Consider the following 17,181-nt stretch of genomic DNA (forward strand, 5'->3'; position numbering starts at 1 on the left):
GATTGCAATCATAAGCTTCACTATTATTAAATGTGGAATTAGTAAAATAACTTAAATATATATCTATATCTATTTTGGTGATTAATATCGTGTTGATTAAAAGTGCTTTTACTGGATAGAATATTGGAATTAACATTTTCTGGTGTATTTTTATGTAGGAGAGTTTTCCAAAATCATGTTAAGTATAACAAGGTGACTTTTATGAAAAATGAAGTGATTTTATCTAATTCTTTGCAAGAAAGTGATCTCGATAAGTTATTTAATGATGAAGTGTTAGCAGTCCATGTGAAAAAATATGTAGATAGTCATATTTCAAATAAACTTTCTGATTTTTTCCTCTCTCATGAAAATCTAGAACATTATCTTCATGATTTAAAAAAAGGAGATGAAATTTTTTTAGTTGATTACGGTGTTGATAGAGTTGGTGTGCCTTATAATATGACATTTGGTAAACCCAAAGATAGTGATAGTTATAAAAGATATTTTGAGAATGCATTACCTGCAATAAGAAATGTCAGAAATTTCTGTGCTCCAATGCTGGCACCTTTCGATAAATTTCGTTTAGAACTGGATGAAGTATGGTCTGCGGGTGCCAGTATTGCAAATTTTGAAGGTAAAAAGATGCATGTGGGGATTGCCAGGGTCATGAGAAGACCAGAACTCTCTATCATGTCTGAAATACAACCTCACTTTGATGGCCTTCAACAACAATCTGTCAATTTGTTAGGGCAATTTTCTGTAAACATATATATAAAAGTACCTGTGAGTGGAGGGGAATTAGAGTTGTGGGATGTTCCAGCTATTCCTATTACCGAGTTGATTGAAGATAGTTCAGAACATGATTGGCGGGGTTCTCTTCCTCCATCTATTTGTATTAAGCCAGAATTGGGAGATTTAATAATAATAAACACCAGGAAACCCCATGCAATTCGTAGCTTTTCTGAGGGAAGCAGAATATCATTGCAAAGTTTTATCGGAGTATCACCAAATAAACATCTAATGTTATGGAATTAATGATGTTATTGATGTAATTAGCATGTTGGGAATATTTTTTTAGGGATTGGGAGTATCACATCCCAATCCTATAAATATGGAAATTATGTTCAAATACTTGAATGTAAATTATCTTCATCCTATTGTTTTTTTGCTGTGAATGTGCAATTAAATAATGCTATATAAGTTAAGTATAATTTAGTGAAAATTGCCATAGACCTTCGGCTAATGTGGGCGGAAATATGAGGAAAGAATCTTGCAGGGTTTTCAGATATTAAAATGCCGCAATGAATATGCGGCATAGAGGTATAGTGGGTTTAAAGGCTGAGGTGCTCGTCGTTTCTGTCTTCTGGGTTTGTGCCAGGCTTGTCAGGGACGAGTAACAGCCGATGACGTGGGAAACGCTTTGCCCGATCCAGGCAGATAACCGTCACAATGAAGTACGTTTATATACGCGATATTCCGGTTTCCAGAAGTTACGTTCAATCGCTTCATCCAACGCACCGTCTGACGTGACAGTCGCAACACCTTGTATTTGCGCTTCTTTTGCAACTTGTTTCGCAATTTTGCGAGAAACTTCCTGAATATCATCAATGGGTGGCAGTAATGGGCCTGTACCCTCTTTAGCTAATGGTGAACAATCAGCTAATGTCCGGCTTGCCGCCATCAACATGCCGTCAGTGACGAGTTTGGCCCCGGAGGCAATAACACCTAAGCCAATTCCAGGGAAGATATAGGAGTTGTTACATTGAGCGATCGGATACTCTTGATCTTTGTATTTTACCGGATTGAATGGGCTACCTGTTGCAACCAAAGCAGCGCCATCAGTCCAGTTGATAATATCTTCAGGACGGGCTTCAACACGGGAAGTTGGGTTGGATAATGGCATAACGATTGGACGTTCACAGTGTTTATGCATCTCACGGATGATCTCTTCTGTAAACAGACCAGCTTGACCTGAAACGCCAATTAATACCGTAGGTTTAGCATTACGAACAACGTCGAGCAGAGAGATAGAATCGCTGTTCACATCCCATTCAGCCAAGGAGTTGCTTTTTTGCACCAGTTTATTCTGAAAATCCAATAAATTTGGCAGTTTATCTGTCAGTAAACCGAAACGATCAACCATGAAAATACGGGCGCGAGCTTGTTCTTCACTTAAACCTTCAGATTTCATCTGGGCGACAATCTGTTCTGCGATACCGCAACCAGCGGAACCTGCACCCAGGAAAGTGACAGTTTGATCTTTTAATTGACGACCGGCAGCGCGGCTGGCTGCAATCAGGCTACCGAGTGTAACAGCGGCGGTTCCCTGAATGTCATCATTAAAGCAACAAATCTCATGGCGATAGCGGTCGAGCAGGGGCATGGCATTTTTTTGCGCGAAATCTTCAAACTGTAGCAGCACATTTGGCCAGCGGCGCTTAACTGCCTGAATAAATTCATCAACAAATTCATCATATTCTGCCCCGGTAATACGCGGATGGCGCCAGCCCATATATAACGGGTCATTCAGACGCTGGGGGTTGTTCGTTCCCACATCCAGGACTACCGGCAGCGTATACGCAGGGCTGATACCACCACAGGCGGTATACAGGGAAAGTTTACCAATAGGAATACCCATACCGCCGATACCTTGGTCACCCAGACCAAGAATACGTTCACCATCGGTGACAACGATAACTTTTACATTTTGTTTAGTCGCATTTTGCAGCATGTCATCAATATGCGTTTTATTTGGATATGAGATGAACAAGCCACGGGCGCGGCGGTAAATATCAGAAAAATGTTCACAAGCTTCACCAACCGTTGGGGTATAAATGATTGGCATCATTTCGCTCAAATGTGCATCCAGCAGGCGGTAGAACAGAGTTTCGTTAGTGTCTTGAATATTTCGCAGATAAATGTGTTTATCTGCATCATTTTTGAAATCGAGATACTGCCGATAGGCACGTTCAGCTTGTTCTTCGATGGTTTCAACCGCTTCCGGTAATAAGCCATGAAGGTTAAAGTTGCCGCGTTCTGCTTCAGTAAAGGCACTGCCTTTATTCAGCAGGGGAAATTCCAACAGGATGGGGCCAGAATAGGGAATATATAATGGACGTTTACTTTCGTGTTCCAGTTCCATGAATCTTACTCTTTGAACTAAATGGATAACAAGGTCAGCTATAGATCCTAAGAGATAGGAAAAATATGTACAGCGAATGTTACTTAATTAGAGGTATTATGAGTAAAAATGAGAGATAACATCCAGATTTAGCTAATAAAATGTTACGTTAACTATTTTGGTAGGAGAAAATTCTCCATCAGGATCATTGATTTGCTGCTGAGTAATATTCATCGACTTTAAAAATTCTTCGTTAAGCATCTCGCCAACGGTAGTCGGTTTTGCCGTAATAGTATTCATAGTGTTCCCCATTAATATTTGTGCGGATCTAGATAAACATCATATGCGGCACCATCACGCCAGCGAAAAATGAGCCGCCATTGGATATTTACTGAATTCAGAACGTGTGGTACTCAAATTTACTACATCCTAGTACAGCAAGTGTGGATTGAGTTGCACTTTTTTGGGACAAATCGCTATTTTTTCCCTCAACTAATACTGCTCTTTCGATAGCCAGACAATCACCACCAGAAATATTCATCAGGATCAGGGCAGCTTGCAATGGGGGTAAGCTTGGATTAAATGCAGCATTTTCTGCATAACGTCCAGGATAGATTTTTCCATCTTTTCCCAGCAGTGCTATACCACTGTATGAATTGCTGTATGGGGCGTGGCTTCGGTTTGCCGCACCCAATGCGGTTAGTACAAGTTCATCAGGGGTTTCTATTTGATAACCATGATTAACCGGATCCATCAACAGGGTAGTGATACCCAGATCGTTTGGACCAAAGGAATCTGGCAAATAGTCACCTAATGTCAAAGGTTCTTGTTTTGGCAAGTGGATCTCTAATTGTGTGCCACTATTAAGTTCATTCATAAACTGGCGGCAGTGACCGCATGGAGAGTAATTAACCGTGATAGATACCAGTTTTTTCTCGCCGCGTAACCAGGCGTGAGTAATAGCACATTGTTCAGCATGAATAGTTTGCTGTAATGGCACATTGGTAAATTCCATATTTGCGCCGAAGTAGAGATTTCCGCTTGCGCCACGGGCAATTGCGCCGACATTAAAATGTGATATCGGAGCCAGGGAGCATGCTGCTGCGAGTGGCAGCAGGGCGATAGCCAATGTGTTATCGTCAAAGCCACAGGCTTTCTTGACCGATTCAGCTTGTTCAGCCGTGAACATGGCAGGAAAGTCGTCGTTTCCTGCATAGGGAAAAAGTGCATCCTGTAGTTTAGATGGCAACTGTGCCCAGATAGAGCGAAAGCGAGCTTGCATAGAATGATCTCCAAATTAACTTAAGATCATTCTAGATGCTCTGATTAGATTTTTAATGTGATAAATATCACAAAAATAATGAAAATTATGTAATTAAAGTTGGTAATTGAGAGATTTGTATCAAATTTTTCAACGGATAATTAACTAAATAGATATAGCAGCACTGGGAATATAAAAGGGGCAGTCAGTGAAGTAATGATACCGCAGGTCATCAATGCTAATGAACTGTATGCGCCTTCAACAAAATTGACTTCTGTACAACGGGCGGTGCCTAAAGCATGTGATGCTGTTCCCATTGCCAAGCCGCGGGATGCTTTGGTTTTCACCTGCAAGAGATCGAACAGGCTATGACCAAATATTGCCCCAAGAATACCGACAAAAATGACGCAAGCGGCACTGATTGCCGGAATACCGCCAATAGCATCTGCTACTGCCATTGCGATCGGTGTAGTGACTGATTTAGGCAGTATCGAGGCGGCCATTTCAGGTGTTGCGCCCATCCACAATGCAATAGCTGTGCCTGTAACCATAGCGACAATACTGCCGATAAAACAGACACTGATAATGGACTTCCATTGGGCGCGGATCTGGTGCAACTGTTCATATAAAGGAAATGCCAGCGCAACCACGGCGGGCTGGAGCAGATCATTAAGAATTCGGCTGCCGGCGAAATAGTGCTCATAAGGGGTATTGGTTATTAACAATATTGGAATCAGTACAACGATAGAAACCAATAAGGGATTCAGAATAGGAATTTTGAATCTGAGTGAAAGTTTTCTGGCGGCGTAGAATACAATCAATGTTAATGGCAGTGACCACCAAATGTGACTTAACATACTTATTTCTCTTGTTTTTCTTGTCTAGTCTTAACTTCTGATACAGAGCCAATGATTGAACGTTCGCGGTGAACATAATGGGAACTGTAAGCAACAATAATCATAACCATTGCGGTGCTGATCAGGCATGAAAGGACAATCGGTAATATCTGTTGGCTGAGTTGATCGTAATAATTCATAACGCCTACACCAATAGGCAGAAACAGCAGGGTCATATTTCTCAGTAACAGACTGCAACCTGGTTTTGCCCAGCGGGCAGGAATCAATTGAAAAGCCAATAAGACAAACAATATCAACATACCGATAATGCTGCCGGGGACTGCGATGGGTAACAGAGCAGAGATGGCATTGCCTGCCAACAAACACAGATAAATCAGTACAAATGCTCGCAGGTACTGCCAACCTATAATCAGTACTTCACGAAACGACATAATAAAATTCCTAATTCCAGTGAGGAATTCATCATACAATTAACCCTGGGAATGTGCCATAGATCACATTCAAAAAAAGCGGGGACCATTGTTGATCCCCGCTTGTAAGATATATTGGCAATAAATTGACTGTTATTTCACCTGCATACCCGGTTGTGCGCCACTGTCAGGACTGAGCAGGAAGATATCTTTTCCGCCAGGCCCAGCAGCCATCACCATTCCTTCAGAAATACCGAAGCGCATTTTACGCGGAGCCAAGTTAGCAACCATTATAGTTAAACGGCCATCCAGTGCTTTTGGATCAGGGTAGCTGGAGCGGATACCAGAAAATACCTGGCGGGTTTCACCACCAAGATCCAGCGTCAGCTTCAGCAGCTTATCTGAGCCTTCTACAAAATCAGCCTGTTTGATAAGGGCGACGCGCATATCAACTTTGGCGAAATCATCAAAAGTGATTGTCTCCTGAATCGGATCTTCTGCCAGTGGACCGCTGACTTTTTGTGGTGCATTGATGCTTTCTTTAGACGCAGTAACCATCGCATCGACTTTATCCATATCAATGCGGTTAAACAGGGTCTTAAAGGTGGAAACCTGATGATCCAGCAGAGGTTGTTCAATACCATTCCAGATCAGTTCTGTATTCAGGAAAGCTTCTGCGCGTTTTGCCAGACTTGGCAAAACCGGTTTCAGGAAAGTCATCAGAACGCGGAACAGGTTGATGCCCATTGAACAGATAGCTTGAAGATCCGCATCGCGGCCTTCTTCTTTTGCCACAACCCACGGAGCCTGCTCATCCACATAACGGTTTGCCAAATCAGCCAATGCCATGATTTCACGGATTGCTTTACTGAATTCGCGATTGTTGAACTCTTCTTCAATCACTTTCGCGCCATCAATAAACTTCTGGTAAAGCGCTGGATCAGCCAGTTTATCCGCCAGCTTGCCATTAAAGCGTTTATTGATGAAACCCGCGTTACGGGAAGCCAGGTTAACAACTTTATTAACGATATCGCTGTTAACACGCTGAACAAAATCTTCCAGGTTCAGGTCGATATCATCAATACGGGAAGAGAGTTTGGCCGCATAGTAATAACGTAGGCAATCTGCATCCAGATGATCCAGATAAGTGCTGGCTTTGATAAACGTACCGCGGGATTTGGACATTTTCGTGCCGTTGACGGTGACGTAGCCGTGAACAAACAGATTTGTTGGCTTACGGTAACCGCTGCCTTCCAGCATGGCAGGCCAGAACAGGCTGTGGAAATAGACAATGTCTTTACCAATAAAGTGATAAAGATCGGCGGTGGAATCTTTTGCCCAGAACTCATCAAAGCTTAGATTGCCGCGTTTGTCACACAGGTTTTGGAAAGAACCCATATAGCCGATAGGCGCATCCAGCCAGACATAGAAATATTTGCCTGGTGCATCAGGAATTTCAAAACCAAAATAAGGTGCATCACGGGTGATATCCCACTGCTGTAAGCCGGATTCAAACCATTCCTGCATCTTGTTAGCAACCTGTTCCTGTAATGCGCCGGAACGGGTCCATGCTTGTAACATGTCACTGAATGCAGGCAGATCGAAGAAAAAGTGCTCGGATTCACGCATTTCTGGCGTTGCACCGGAGACAACAGAACGTGGGTTAGTCAGTTCTGTTGGGCTGTAAGTTGAACCGCAAACTTCACAGTTATCGCCATATTGATCTTCTGCCTTGCATTTTGGGCAGGAGCCTTTTACAAAGCGATCAGGCAGAAACATCCCTTTCTCAGGATCGTATAACTGAGAAATAGTGCGGTTCTTAATGTGGCCGTTCTTTTTCAGCGCCAGATAGATTTCAGTTGATAATTCCTGGTTCTCTCTGCTGTGTGTAGAGTGATAGTTATCATAGCTGATTGAAAAGCCAGTAAAATCCTGATGATGCTCCTGGTTCACGGCGGCGATCATCTCTTCGGGAGCAATACCCATTTGCTGTGCTTTCAGCATGATTGGTGTTCCGTGAGCGTCATCGGCGCAGATAAAGTGAACCTCTTTGCCGCGCATTCGCTGAAAACGGACCCAAATATCTGCCTGGATATGTTCCAGCATGTGACCAAGATGGATTGGACCGTTAGCATATGGCAACGCACACGTCACCAATAATTTTTTTGCGACTTGAGACATAGTAAGGATCTGACTTCCAATAAATGAAAAGGGAGTTTGATGTTACCTGATCAAAAAAATTGTCGCTAGGGTAACTCTTGATCTTCGCGGGTTTTATTGGATAAAAATTGAATCAGTGAGTGAGAAGTGGGTTTTTATTGCTGACCTTATCCGAACTCATTGGGTTCTGTTATGATGAAAGAATGGCTTTTATAGTTAATCATGATAATCAAAGGAGCCGGGATGAGCGCAAAATCCCCCGAGCAGACCAATCCTGACCTGCTGAAATCTCAGGTAACAAAAATACTTGCTACCTTTACACATCTGACACTGGAACGCGATTTGACAGCTCTGAAAGCACTGCATCACTGTACGATGCTTGATGAGGTTCTGCACATTGAATTGATAATGCCGTTTGTCTGGCAGCGTGGTTTTGAAGCTCTGAAAGAGGCGACAACGCAAAAATTGCAGTCAGTGACCGGGGCAAAATCTGTTGCGTGGAAATTGAACCATGATATCAGCACATTACGCCGCGCTAACGATTTGCCGGGAATTAATGGTGTCCGTAATATTTTGGCTGTCAGCTCAGGTAAAGGTGGCGTGGGTAAATCCAGCACTGCGGTAAACCTGGCATTGGCGTTGGCTCAGGAAGGGGCCAAAGTCGGTATTCTGGATGCGGATATCTACGGTCCTTCGGTTCCGAGCATGTTGGGAACCACCAAAGAACGCCCAACTTCCCCGGATGGGCAGCATATGGCGCCTATTATGACTCATGGCCTTGCCACTAACTCGATTGGCTATCTGGTGACGGATGACAATGCCATGGTATGGCGTGGCCCGATGGCCAGCAAGGCATTGATGCAGATGCTACAGGATACATTATGGCCGGATCTTGATTATCTGGTTATTGATATGCCACCGGGAACCGGTGATATTCAGCTTACGTTGTCGCAAAACATCCCGGTCACGGGGGCGCTGGTAGTGACAACGCCTCAAGATATCGCCTTAATTGATGCGATGAAAGGCATTGTCATGTTCCAAAAAGTGAAAGTTCCTGTACTGGGGATCGTTGAAAACATGAGTGCGCATATTTGCGGCAACTGTGGTCACCTGGAGCCTATTTTTGGTACTGGCGGGGCGGAAAAACTGGCCGCTAAATATCATTGCAAACTGTTGGGACAAGTTCCTCTGCATATTTCGTTACGTGAAGATCTTGACCGTGGAGAGCCTACTGTTATCAGCAATCCTGATAGTGAATTCACGGATATTTACCGGGAAATTGCGGCAAATATTTCTGCACAGATGTACTGGCAGGGTGAGAAGATACCGACCGAGATCTCGTTTCGCGCTGTTTAATACCCATTTGCCATATTCGATTAGTCGTAACGGGTTATGATATTTTCATTACCCGTTTTTTGCGTATTGAAGAAAGAATTCTTTTCAGATTCATATCTGTTGCATGGTTTTTATGCGAAACGCTTCGAAAAAAATGAGACTTAATCTTGTTTACACTGGAACAGATATCATTAACTCCCTATAATCTCGCCCGACTTAGCACTCTTAGGTGCTTTGTTCCCCATTTTTTCTAGAATCAGGTTAATCTCTATTATGGCTGACGAAGCACATCAGTGCACAATTGTAGGAATTTCCGGTGCATCTGCCTCAGGTAAAAGTCTCATTGCGAATACACTTTACCGTGAATTACGCGCTCAGGTTGGTGATCACAACATCGGTATTATCCCAGAAGATTGTTACTATAAAGACCAAAGCGATCTATCAATGGAAGAGCGTTATAAGACCAATTATGACCACCCAAGTTCCATGGATCACAATCTGCTCTTTTCTCACCTGCAAGATGTGAAAGCCGGTAAATCAATTGAATTACCACAGTATGATTATGTCGCGCATACCCGCAAGTCAGAATCGATTCATTTTGCGCCGAAAAGAGTTATTATTCTGGAAGGTATTCTGCTATTGACGGATAAGCGCTTGCGCCAGGAGATGGACTTCTCTATTTTCATTGATACCCCGTTGGATATTTGCCTTATGCGTCGTATTAAACGGGATGTTAATGAACGGGGGCGTTCTCTGGATTCTGTGATTGAGCAATATCATAAAACTGTACGTCCAATGTTTCTGCAATTTATTGAGCCATCAAAACAATATGCAGATATTATTGTGCCGCGCGGGGGTAAAAACCGCGTAGCGATTGATGTGCTGAAAGCCAAAATTGGTCAGTTCTGCGAATAATAAAACTTTGCTTGTCAGGCATTGATAAGCATCATCGTATTTGAGAGGGAAAAGAATGCGACTCTGTGACCGTGACATTATTAAATGGCTTGATGAAGGTAAATTGGTCATTTCTCCGCGTCCGCCGATTGAACGAATTAACGGGGCAACGGCTGATGTGCGCCTTGGAAATCAGTTTCGTGTTTTCCGTGGTCATACTGCCGCGTATATTGATTTGAGTGGCCCAAAAGATGAAGTGAGCGCTGCCCTTGATCGCGTGATGAGCGATGAAATTATCCTGCCTGACGATGAGGTTTTTTTCCTCCACCCCGGAGAGTTGGCACTGGCTGTCACTCTGGAATCCGTCACATTGCCTGATGATTTGGTGGGCTGGCTTGATGGACGTTCTTCTCTTGCCCGTCTTGGATTGATGGTGCATGTGACGGCGCACCGCATCGATCCGGGCTGGCATGGTCAAATTGTTCTCGAATTCTATAATTCGGGTAAATTGCCTCTGGCGCTGCGTCCGGGTATGGTGATCGGTGCTTTAAGTTTTGAACTGTTATCTGGCCCGGCTGATCGTCCATATAATCGTCGTCAGGATGCAAAATATAAAAACCAGCAAGGTGCGGTGGGTAGCCGTATTGATGAAGATTAATGTTTTTATCGGTTACTGAGTCGCATTTACTGCTTTAATAAAGCTGAGGAAGTCATGAAAAGATTACTGACGACACTGGTTATTTTGCTGGTCGTGATTATTAGCGGTTTGGCGGCATTAGTCATGTTAGTGAACCCGAATGACTTTCGTGCTTATATGGTTAAGCAGGTGCAAAAGAAGAGTGGCTATCAGCTTGTTCTGCAAGACGGTATGCGCTGGCATGTCTGGCCAAAACTCAGCATTATTACCGGGCGCATGTCATTGACTGCACCGGGAGCGGCGCAGCCGGCAGTGACGGCAGAAAATATGCGCCTGGATGTGGAGTTGTGGCCACTGCTTTCCCATCAGCTTGCAGTTAAAGAGGTGATGTTAAAAGGGGCAGTGTTGCGATTAACCCCGGAAAGCAAAGTTCAGGAAAAAGGGAATGCCCCTGTTGCACCGAAAGGGAATCCAGCAAATCCTGTCGCTAAGGGGGAACGCTGGAAACTTGATATTGCCAGAATTAAAGTCGCTGATAGTTTACTTATCTGGCAAAACGATGATCACGCTCAGTTGAATGTCCGCGATATTAATCTGCTCATGAAACGGGGTGATCAAAACCATATCAGTGTGGAATTGAGCAGTAAGGTCAGTAAGAATCAGCAAGAACTGGTTTTTAATCTTAATGCAAATGTAGACATTTCTGGTTATCCATATCGTGTTGCCGGTAATATTGATTCTTTCGATTATCAGCTTCAGGGGGTAGGTATACCCACGGCAGGGATTAGTGGTTCGGGAAAAGTGAATGCTGTTTATCAGGAAAAAACGGCAGATGAACCACAAACAATCTCTCTACAGGCACTGAATTTCACTGCTAATGAGAGTGAACTGCATGGCAGTATAAAGGCAATATTAGGTGCTCACCCTGATTATCAGATAAATTTATCTTCCCAAAAATTGAATTTAGATAATCTGGTGGGGTGGGATTTGCTTCCTGAAGATAATTCAGAAGCTAAACGCCATTACCGGATAGAGAATAGTTCAGCTAAACCAGTGATTGCGGTTTCGAGCCCAGAACAGCTTGATTATAGCGCCGCATTTTTGAATGATTTTGATGCCGGTGTTACTGTTAATGCGAACAAATTTATTTATCGGGGGATGGAAATCGATGACCTGATATTTAAAGCCGCGAGTAATGAAGGTATTGCCGAAATTTCTGTTCTGAGTGGGAAATTATTTGGTGGTCATTTCTCCCTTCCAACCATTCTGGATGCAACAGGCAATCAACTTAAATTACATACCAAGCCTTTACTGCAAGATATAGAACTGGAACCCGTACTCAAAGCATTTTCTTTACCACTGGCATTTAGTGGTAAATTCAATCTGAATGGCGATCTTTTTGGTAAAGGATATGATGGTTATGCTATTTCGCATATTTGGCATGGTGATCTTAATTTCAGTTTAGTTAATGCCAAAATGTATGGATTGAATATTTCCCAATTGATCCAGCAGTCCGTTGCTCGTGCAACGAATAAAGTGAATATTCCTGATGATATGAATAACTTTACCCGTGCCAAAAGGCTTGATATTAAAGCAGTACTTAATCGGGGTGATGTAAAAATCAGTCAGCTTCATGCCGTATCCGAGTTGCTAAATATTGACGGCCAGGGTGAGGCCAACCTGCTTAAACAAGATGTTGATGTCGCCTTAAAAGTGCAGGTAACACAAGGGTGGGATGCAGATGATGAATGGGTGCGCCGTTTGCGCAAACTGAAAGTACCACTGCGGGTTTATGGTAATTGGAGTCATCTGAAATACAACCTTGATATTGAGCAATTGCTGCGTAATGAGCTGGAGAACAAAGCAAAGCAGGCTATCAATGATTGGGTTGAACGTAATAGCAATAGTAATAAAGAACGATAGAACGCTCTGGTGCATCCGGAGCGCTTTGTTGAACCATTGAAGTTTGCTGGGTTAAACTGCGAAGTTATAATGAATGCCGTCAAGGAACTCAACGCCCCGGTACAGTTCATCAGAACTGACCGGGCTTTTATTTTATTCCCGGAGGAAAATAAGAACTTGGTGATGCTGGTGAAATAGCGCCGGGTTATTCTTTATCTTCTTCCTCTGAAACCAATGGCGTAATTTTTACCTTATTAATTCGGTGACTAGTGACTTCCAATGGCTCAAACAGATAATTATCAATCTGCAATTGCTCACCTTGTTGTGGAATATGTTGTGAATGCTCCATCAATAAGCCTGCTAAGGTTTGATATTCACGCTTCTCATCGAGTTGCAAAGGAACATAAAGGATCAAATCATCCAGCGGCATATAACCATTGGCAATCCAGCAGCCATTTTCAGTCGTTTGAATATCATGACGGGCATCAGTTTCTTCGCCATCTACCGGCAGATTACCCGCGATAGTTTCCATGACATCGGTCAGAGTAACAACACCTTCCACAGAACCAAATTCATCGACGACAAACGCGAAGTGAGTCTGTGCCTGGCGGAACTGTTCCAACGCCTGAAGTAGGGAAAGCTGCTCAGGGAAAATCAGCGGTTGTTTTATCAACGAATGCAAATCAAAAGGTTGCTGGTTGAGTTGTTGATTCAGTAAATCAATGACATGGACAACACCTAATGGTTCGTCACTGACATTTTCATCTGTCACGACAATACGTGTGTGAGGGCTTTTACTCAGTATTTGTGTCAGATTTTCTGCCGGTGCATTGATATCAAGGTACTCCACGTCGTGGCGTGAGGTCATGATACTGTTGACGTTACGCTGCGCCATACCCAAAACTCTGGCAATCATCTGGCGTTCTTGTGGATCAAACACTTCCTGATTATCAGAAATCAGATTAGATGTATGGTTATCCAATTCTGCCTTTTCATGTTTACCACTGAGGATACGCAAAACCGCCTCCGCTGTTCTTTCACGCAGTGAGCGGGAAGCAGTAAGAAATCTGCGGCGGTTAAATTGAGCGAACTGGTTTAGGGACTCAATCATAATTGAGAAGCCGATGGCGGCATACAAGTAACCTTTTGGTATGTGATAACCAAAACCTTCGGCAACCAGACTAAAACCAATCATCAGTAAGAAGCTCAGACAGAGAATAACGATGGTTGGATGAGCATTGACGAAGGTTGTTAACGGCTTACTTGCCAGTATCATCAGGAACATCGCGATGGTTACCGCGGCGATCATGATACCAATATTATCAACCATACCGACAGCAGTAATCACTGAGTCCAGAGAGAAGACGGCATCAAGGACAATGATCTGCGCGACAACCGTCCAAAATTTAGACGTTTTGCGTTGTTGTCCTGAGTGTGCATCTTTGCCTTCCAGTCGTTCGTTTAGCTCCATAGTCGCTTTGAATAGCAAGAAAAGGCCACCCACCAGCATAATCAGGTCACGGGCACTGAATGGATGTTCCCAAAGCGTAATTAATGGATTAGTTAGCGTTATCAGCCAGGAGAGACTAAAAAGCAACACGACACGCATCAGTAGTGCACAGGTCAACCCTGTGATACGCGCTTTGTCTCTTAGTTTTTCAGGAAGTTTATCTGCCAGAATGGCAATAAAGACCAAGTTGTCGATTCCGAGGACAATTTCTAGAACGATAAGAGTAACCAGTCCAGCCCATATCGTCGGATCTGCGATCCATTCCATACAGTTTGTTTTACCTTCTTAATATGACGGCTTATGCCGAACAATGAATAATGGGCATTGACTCATCAAATTTCAATAGTTGATTTTTCATCTGAGGAAGTTTTTTTCAAAAAATAAGTTATGGCGATATTGATAGCACCAATAACTATCCACTGAGCCTAATCCTGAGTTAACATGTGATCACATTAACAAATTGCATACTAATGATAATTAGTGTGCAAGTATTATCATCAGACAGGAGTTATTCATGTCCAAGCAGCAGATTGGTGTTGTCGGTATGGCGGTGATGGGGCGTAACCTGGCGCTGAATATTGAAAGCCGTGGTTATTCCGTATCTATATTTAATCGTTCAAGTGATAAAACTGACGAAGTGATTGCCGAAAATCCAGGGAAAAAATTAGTCCCAAGTTACACTATCGAAGAATTTGTCGATTCACTGGAAAAACCGCGCCGTATTCTGCTTATGGTTAAGGCTGGCGAAGCAACCGATAAAACTATCGCTTCACTGACTCCGCATCTGGATAAAGGTGACATTTTGATTGATGGTGGTAATACCTATTTTCAGGATACTATTCGCCGTAACCGGGAGCTTTCTGCTCAGGGCTTTAATTTTATCGGTACAGGCGTTTCCGGTGGTGAAGAGGGCGCATTGAAGGGGCCATCGATCATGCCGGGTGGTCAGAAAGAGGCGTATGAGTTGGTTGCGCCAATTTTGCAAGAGATCGCGGCTAAAGCTGAAGATGAACCTTGTGTGGCATATATTGGCCCGGATGGTGCCGGCCATTATGTGAAAATGGTTCACAATGGGATTGAATACGGTGATATGCAGCTCATAGCTGAAGCCTATTCCTTACTGAAAAACGCTCTGAATCTGAGCAATGAAGAGTTGTATGAAATTTTCACTGATTGGAATAATGGTGAACTGAGCAGCTATTTGATTGAAATCACGGCTGATATTTTCCGTAAGAAAGATGAAGCAGGCCAATATCTGGTTGATGTGATTTTGGACGAAGCAGCAAATAAAGGGACTGGTAAGTGGACCAGCCAGAGCTCTTTGGATTTGGGTATTCCATTGACGCTGATCACTGAATCTGTATTTGCACGTTATATTTCTTCTCTCAAAGATCAGCGAGTTGCCGCCGCTAAAGTTTTGAGTGGGCCGCAAGTACAGCCATTCAAAGGTGATAAAGCTGAATTTATTGAGAAAGTGCGCCGTGCACTCTATCTGGGTAAAATCGTTTCATATGCTCAGGGCTTTCAGCAATTAAAAGCGGCATCTGATGAGTACCAATGGAACCTGAATTACGGTGAGATTGCTGGAATTTTCCGCGCCGGTTGCATCATTCGCGCTCAATTCCTGCAAAAAATTACTGATGCATATAACGGAAATGCAGGTATTGCTAACCTGTTATTGGCACCTTACTTCAAGAAAATTGCTGATGAATATCAGCAGGCGTTGCGTGATGTCGTCTCTTATGGTGTGCAGAATGGTATTCCAACTCCCACTTTTTCCGCAGCTATTTCTTACTATGACAGCTACCGTTCAGCCGTATTGCCAGCAAATCTGATTCAGGCGCAACGTGACTACTTCGGTGCCCATACTTATAAGCGTACTGATAAAGAGGGTGTTTTTCACACTGAATGGATGGAGTAGATCCTGTTATCACCGATTGACCGGAAGAGTGAAGCGTTTGTATTGGGTATGATGTAGTTTTAGCTTCCTCGATAATTCTGGGTGCGCCGTTGCGGTTTTTTGATCGTGTGCCGCAACGGTGTGGCTTAAATTAATTTTTAGCAAAAACCTCCGTAAACCCTTGCCCAGTGCGGGCGGGGGTATAAGGCGAAAAGCCCAAAGGGCTTTAAGGCGGGCTACTGCGACGTATCCTGACTGAATTGATATCTGCCGGTAAAACAGGAATCCGAAGTTGCGCGCCCAATTTCCCACGTTTAAACGCAAACAGGGCAAGCAATCGAGCTATCACTGTGTTGGGGTGAAAGTGCTGGAGGGTGCGGTGAAGCTCCCGAAATTGTCACCGATAAAGGCGCGGATACACCGAGAAATTGAAGGGGAAGTGAAGAGCATTACGCTGTCCCGAACCGCCACGGGAAAATATTTCGCCGCTATCGCAAACAAAAGGGCAGTGCTAACCGCGGGAAGGCCCGATTACGTCTGGCGGCAGTCCATGAGCGGGTAGCCAATGCCCGCGCTATCGGGGATGCGGGCTGGCATGGTTTCATCAAGAAACGGGAATACAAAGCCGCAGCAGCGGGCGTCCATCTGGTCAAACGGGATCAGTGGTTCGCCAGTTCGAAAACCTGTCATTGCTGCGGTCACAAAATGCCGGAAATGCCGCTGCATAAGCGGCTCTGGCAATGCCCTTTCTGTCGAGTCGAACATGATCGCGATATCAATGCGGCGCGCAACATCCAGCGCAAGGGCATAACAGCATTACAGGCGGCGGGACTCGTCGTTTCTGCCCACAGAGGCCAGTGTAAATCCGTCATAAAGACGGTTGCGGCCTGAGAAGTGGGAAGCCTCGCCGTTTTTTACGGCGGGGAGCAGTCACAAAATGATTTATCTGAGAGTGATGATTGTCACATTAATCCCGAATTATGAAATGGCGGCAGTACTAATAATCTGAAAATCAAAACGGCTATTTCCTGCATGAACCAGCCCCAGATTCTCAGGGAAATTGAGACCTTCATCAATGATTGCAGCGCCATGTGCATCATAAGAGAAATAGAATGATCCGTTGCCAATATATTCTTCGGTGTTGGTGTTTCTTACATATATTGAAGTGACTATCTCTTTTTGCATAAGCAGTTCATCAACGACAGCATAATTATC

15 protein-coding genes and 1 pseudogene are annotated in these 17,181 nt (G+C 43.8%); 7 read left to right on the forward strand and 9 right to left on the reverse strand.

All coding sequences use genetic code 11. The features are described 5' to 3' along the window. Positions 1-201 precede the first annotated feature (201 nt). The gene (locus tag VY86_RS15395; RefSeq protein WP_046975608.1) at positions 202-1,014 is read left to right on the forward strand and encodes a 2OG-Fe(II) oxygenase family protein; all 813 of its coding nucleotides are present in this window, start codon (positions 202-204) and stop codon (positions 1,012-1,014) included. A gap of 409 nt (positions 1,015-1,423) precedes the next feature. On the opposite strand, the gene VY86_RS15400 is transcribed toward VY86_RS15395, so the two are convergent. The 7 genes from VY86_RS15400 to metG form a co-directional block, all read right to left on the reverse strand. Then, the gene (locus tag VY86_RS15400) at positions 1,424-3,121 is read right to left on the reverse strand and encodes an NAD-dependent malic enzyme (RefSeq protein ID WP_046975609.1); all 1,698 of its coding nucleotides are present in this window, start codon (positions 3,119-3,121) and stop codon (positions 1,424-1,426) included. Between the two features lie 132 nt (positions 3,122-3,253). Next, positions 3,254-3,400 (reverse strand): helix-turn-helix domain-containing protein, encoded by a 147-nt coding sequence (locus VY86_RS25980; protein WP_228939744.1) that lies wholly within the window; start codon positions 3,398-3,400, stop codon positions 3,254-3,256. A gap of 11 nt (positions 3,401-3,411) precedes the next feature. After that, on the reverse strand, positions 3,412-3,501 hold the full coding sequence (locus VY86_RS26570; protein ID WP_420800630.1) for a type II toxin-antitoxin system RelE/ParE family toxin: 90 nt from the start codon (positions 3,499-3,501) through the stop codon (positions 3,412-3,414). Next, positions 3,498-4,382, reverse strand: a complete 885-nt coding sequence (gene cdd, locus VY86_RS15405) for a cytidine deaminase (RefSeq protein ID WP_046975610.1) — start codon at positions 4,380-4,382, stop codon at positions 3,498-3,500. The genes VY86_RS26570 and cdd overlap by 4 nt, the downstream gene beginning before the upstream one ends. Positions 4,383-4,522: 140 nt before the next feature. After that, entirely contained in the window at positions 4,523-5,218 is a 696-nt protein-coding gene (locus VY86_RS15410) for a CidB/LrgB family autolysis modulator (RefSeq protein WP_046975611.1), read from the reverse strand. Between the two features lie 2 nt (positions 5,219-5,220). Next, complete coding sequence (locus VY86_RS15415) at positions 5,221-5,649, reverse strand: CidA/LrgA family protein (RefSeq protein WP_046975612.1); 429 nt, start codon at positions 5,647-5,649, stop codon at positions 5,221-5,223. Between the two features lie 132 nt (positions 5,650-5,781). Further along, positions 5,782-7,809 carry a methionine--tRNA ligase gene (gene metG, locus VY86_RS15420; RefSeq protein ID WP_046975613.1) on the reverse strand — a complete coding sequence of 676 codons (2,028 nt, stop codon included), beginning with the start codon at positions 7,807-7,809 and terminating at the stop codon, positions 5,782-5,784. Positions 7,810-8,031: 222 nt separating this feature from the next. Between metG and apbC the strand changes: the two genes are divergently transcribed. The 4 genes from apbC (at position 8,032) to asmA (ending at position 12,577) form a co-directional block, all read left to right on the forward strand. Beyond that, complete coding sequence (gene apbC / locus VY86_RS15425; RefSeq protein WP_046975614.1) at positions 8,032-9,144, forward strand: iron-sulfur cluster carrier protein ApbC; 1,113 nt, start codon at positions 8,032-8,034, stop codon at positions 9,142-9,144. A 252-nt stretch (positions 9,145-9,396) separates the two neighbouring features. Continuing rightward, a complete protein-coding gene (gene udk, locus VY86_RS15430; RefSeq protein WP_046975615.1) occupies positions 9,397-10,038 on the forward strand; it encodes a uridine kinase in 642 nt (213 codons plus the stop codon). 55 nt (positions 10,039-10,093) lie between these two features. Then, complete coding sequence (gene dcd, locus VY86_RS15435) at positions 10,094-10,675, forward strand: dCTP deaminase (protein ID WP_046975616.1); 582 nt, start codon at positions 10,094-10,096, stop codon at positions 10,673-10,675. A 54-nt stretch (positions 10,676-10,729) separates the two neighbouring features. Further along, positions 10,730-12,577 carry an outer membrane assembly protein AsmA gene (gene asmA, locus VY86_RS15440; RefSeq protein WP_046975617.1) on the forward strand — a complete coding sequence of 616 codons (1,848 nt, stop codon included), beginning with the start codon at positions 10,730-10,732 and terminating at the stop codon, positions 12,575-12,577. Positions 12,578-12,761: 184 nt separating this feature from the next. On the opposite strand, the gene VY86_RS15445 is transcribed toward asmA, so the two are convergent. After that, positions 12,762-14,333 carry a TerC family protein gene (locus VY86_RS15445; protein ID WP_046975618.1) on the reverse strand — a complete coding sequence of 524 codons (1,572 nt, stop codon included), beginning with the start codon at positions 14,331-14,333 and terminating at the stop codon, positions 12,762-12,764. A 247-nt stretch (positions 14,334-14,580) separates the two neighbouring features. Between VY86_RS15445 and gndA the strand changes: the two genes are divergently transcribed. After that, entirely contained in the window at positions 14,581-15,987 is a 1,407-nt protein-coding gene (gene gndA / locus VY86_RS15450) for an NADP-dependent phosphogluconate dehydrogenase (protein ID WP_046975619.1), read from the forward strand. A gap of 262 nt (positions 15,988-16,249) precedes the next feature. Further along, positions 16,250-16,857 (forward strand): annotated as a pseudogene (locus VY86_RS25985) (RNA-guided endonuclease InsQ/TnpB family protein); the annotation flags it as partial. 87 nt (positions 16,858-16,944) lie between these two features. On the opposite strand, the gene VY86_RS15460 reads toward VY86_RS25985, so the two are convergent. Further along, positions 16,945-17,151 carry a hypothetical protein gene (locus tag VY86_RS15460; RefSeq protein ID WP_228939742.1) on the reverse strand — a complete coding sequence of 69 codons (207 nt, stop codon included), beginning with the start codon at positions 17,149-17,151 and terminating at the stop codon, positions 16,945-16,947. Positions 17,152-17,181 lie beyond the last annotated feature (30 nt).

This window comes from Photorhabdus thracensis (genome assembly GCF_001010285.1).
Taxonomy (GTDB): Bacteria; Pseudomonadota; Gammaproteobacteria; order Enterobacterales; family Enterobacteriaceae; genus Photorhabdus; species Photorhabdus temperata.

Excerpts from the sequence above, each read along its gene's own strand:
- VY86_RS15395 (WP_046975608.1), top strand. The coding sequence starts at position 202 with ATGAAAAATGAAGTGATTTTATCTAATTCTTTGCAAGAAAGTGATCTC.
- VY86_RS15400 (WP_046975609.1), bottom strand. The coding sequence starts at position 3,121 with ATGGAACTGGAACACGAAAGTAAACGTCCATTATATATTCCCTATTCT.
- VY86_RS25980 (WP_228939744.1), bottom strand. The coding sequence starts at position 3,400 with ATGAATACTATTACGGCAAAACCGACTACCGTTGGCGAGATGCTTAAC.
- cdd (WP_046975610.1), bottom strand. The coding sequence starts at position 4,382 with ATGCAAGCTCGCTTTCGCTCTATCTGGGCACAGTTGCCATCTAAACTA.
- VY86_RS15410 (WP_046975611.1), bottom strand. The coding sequence starts at position 5,218 with ATGTTAAGTCACATTTGGTGGTCACTGCCATTAACATTGATTGTATTC.
- VY86_RS15415 (WP_046975612.1), bottom strand. The coding sequence starts at position 5,649 with ATGTCGTTTCGTGAAGTACTGATTATAGGTTGGCAGTACCTGCGAGCA.
- metG (WP_046975613.1), bottom strand. The coding sequence starts at position 7,809 with ATGTCTCAAGTCGCAAAAAAATTATTGGTGACGTGTGCGTTGCCATAT.
- apbC (WP_046975614.1), top strand. The coding sequence starts at position 8,032 with ATGAGCGCAAAATCCCCCGAGCAGACCAATCCTGACCTGCTGAAATCT.
- udk (WP_046975615.1), top strand. The coding sequence starts at position 9,397 with ATGGCTGACGAAGCACATCAGTGCACAATTGTAGGAATTTCCGGTGCA.
- dcd (WP_046975616.1), top strand. The coding sequence starts at position 10,094 with ATGCGACTCTGTGACCGTGACATTATTAAATGGCTTGATGAAGGTAAA.
- asmA (WP_046975617.1), top strand. The coding sequence starts at position 10,730 with ATGAAAAGATTACTGACGACACTGGTTATTTTGCTGGTCGTGATTATT.
- VY86_RS15445 (WP_046975618.1), bottom strand. The coding sequence starts at position 14,333 with ATGGAATGGATCGCAGATCCGACGATATGGGCTGGACTGGTTACTCTT.
- gndA (WP_046975619.1), top strand. The coding sequence starts at position 14,581 with ATGTCCAAGCAGCAGATTGGTGTTGTCGGTATGGCGGTGATGGGGCGT.
- VY86_RS15460 (WP_228939742.1), bottom strand. The coding sequence starts at position 17,151 with ATGCAAAAAGAGATAGTCACTTCAATATATGTAAGAAACACCAACACC.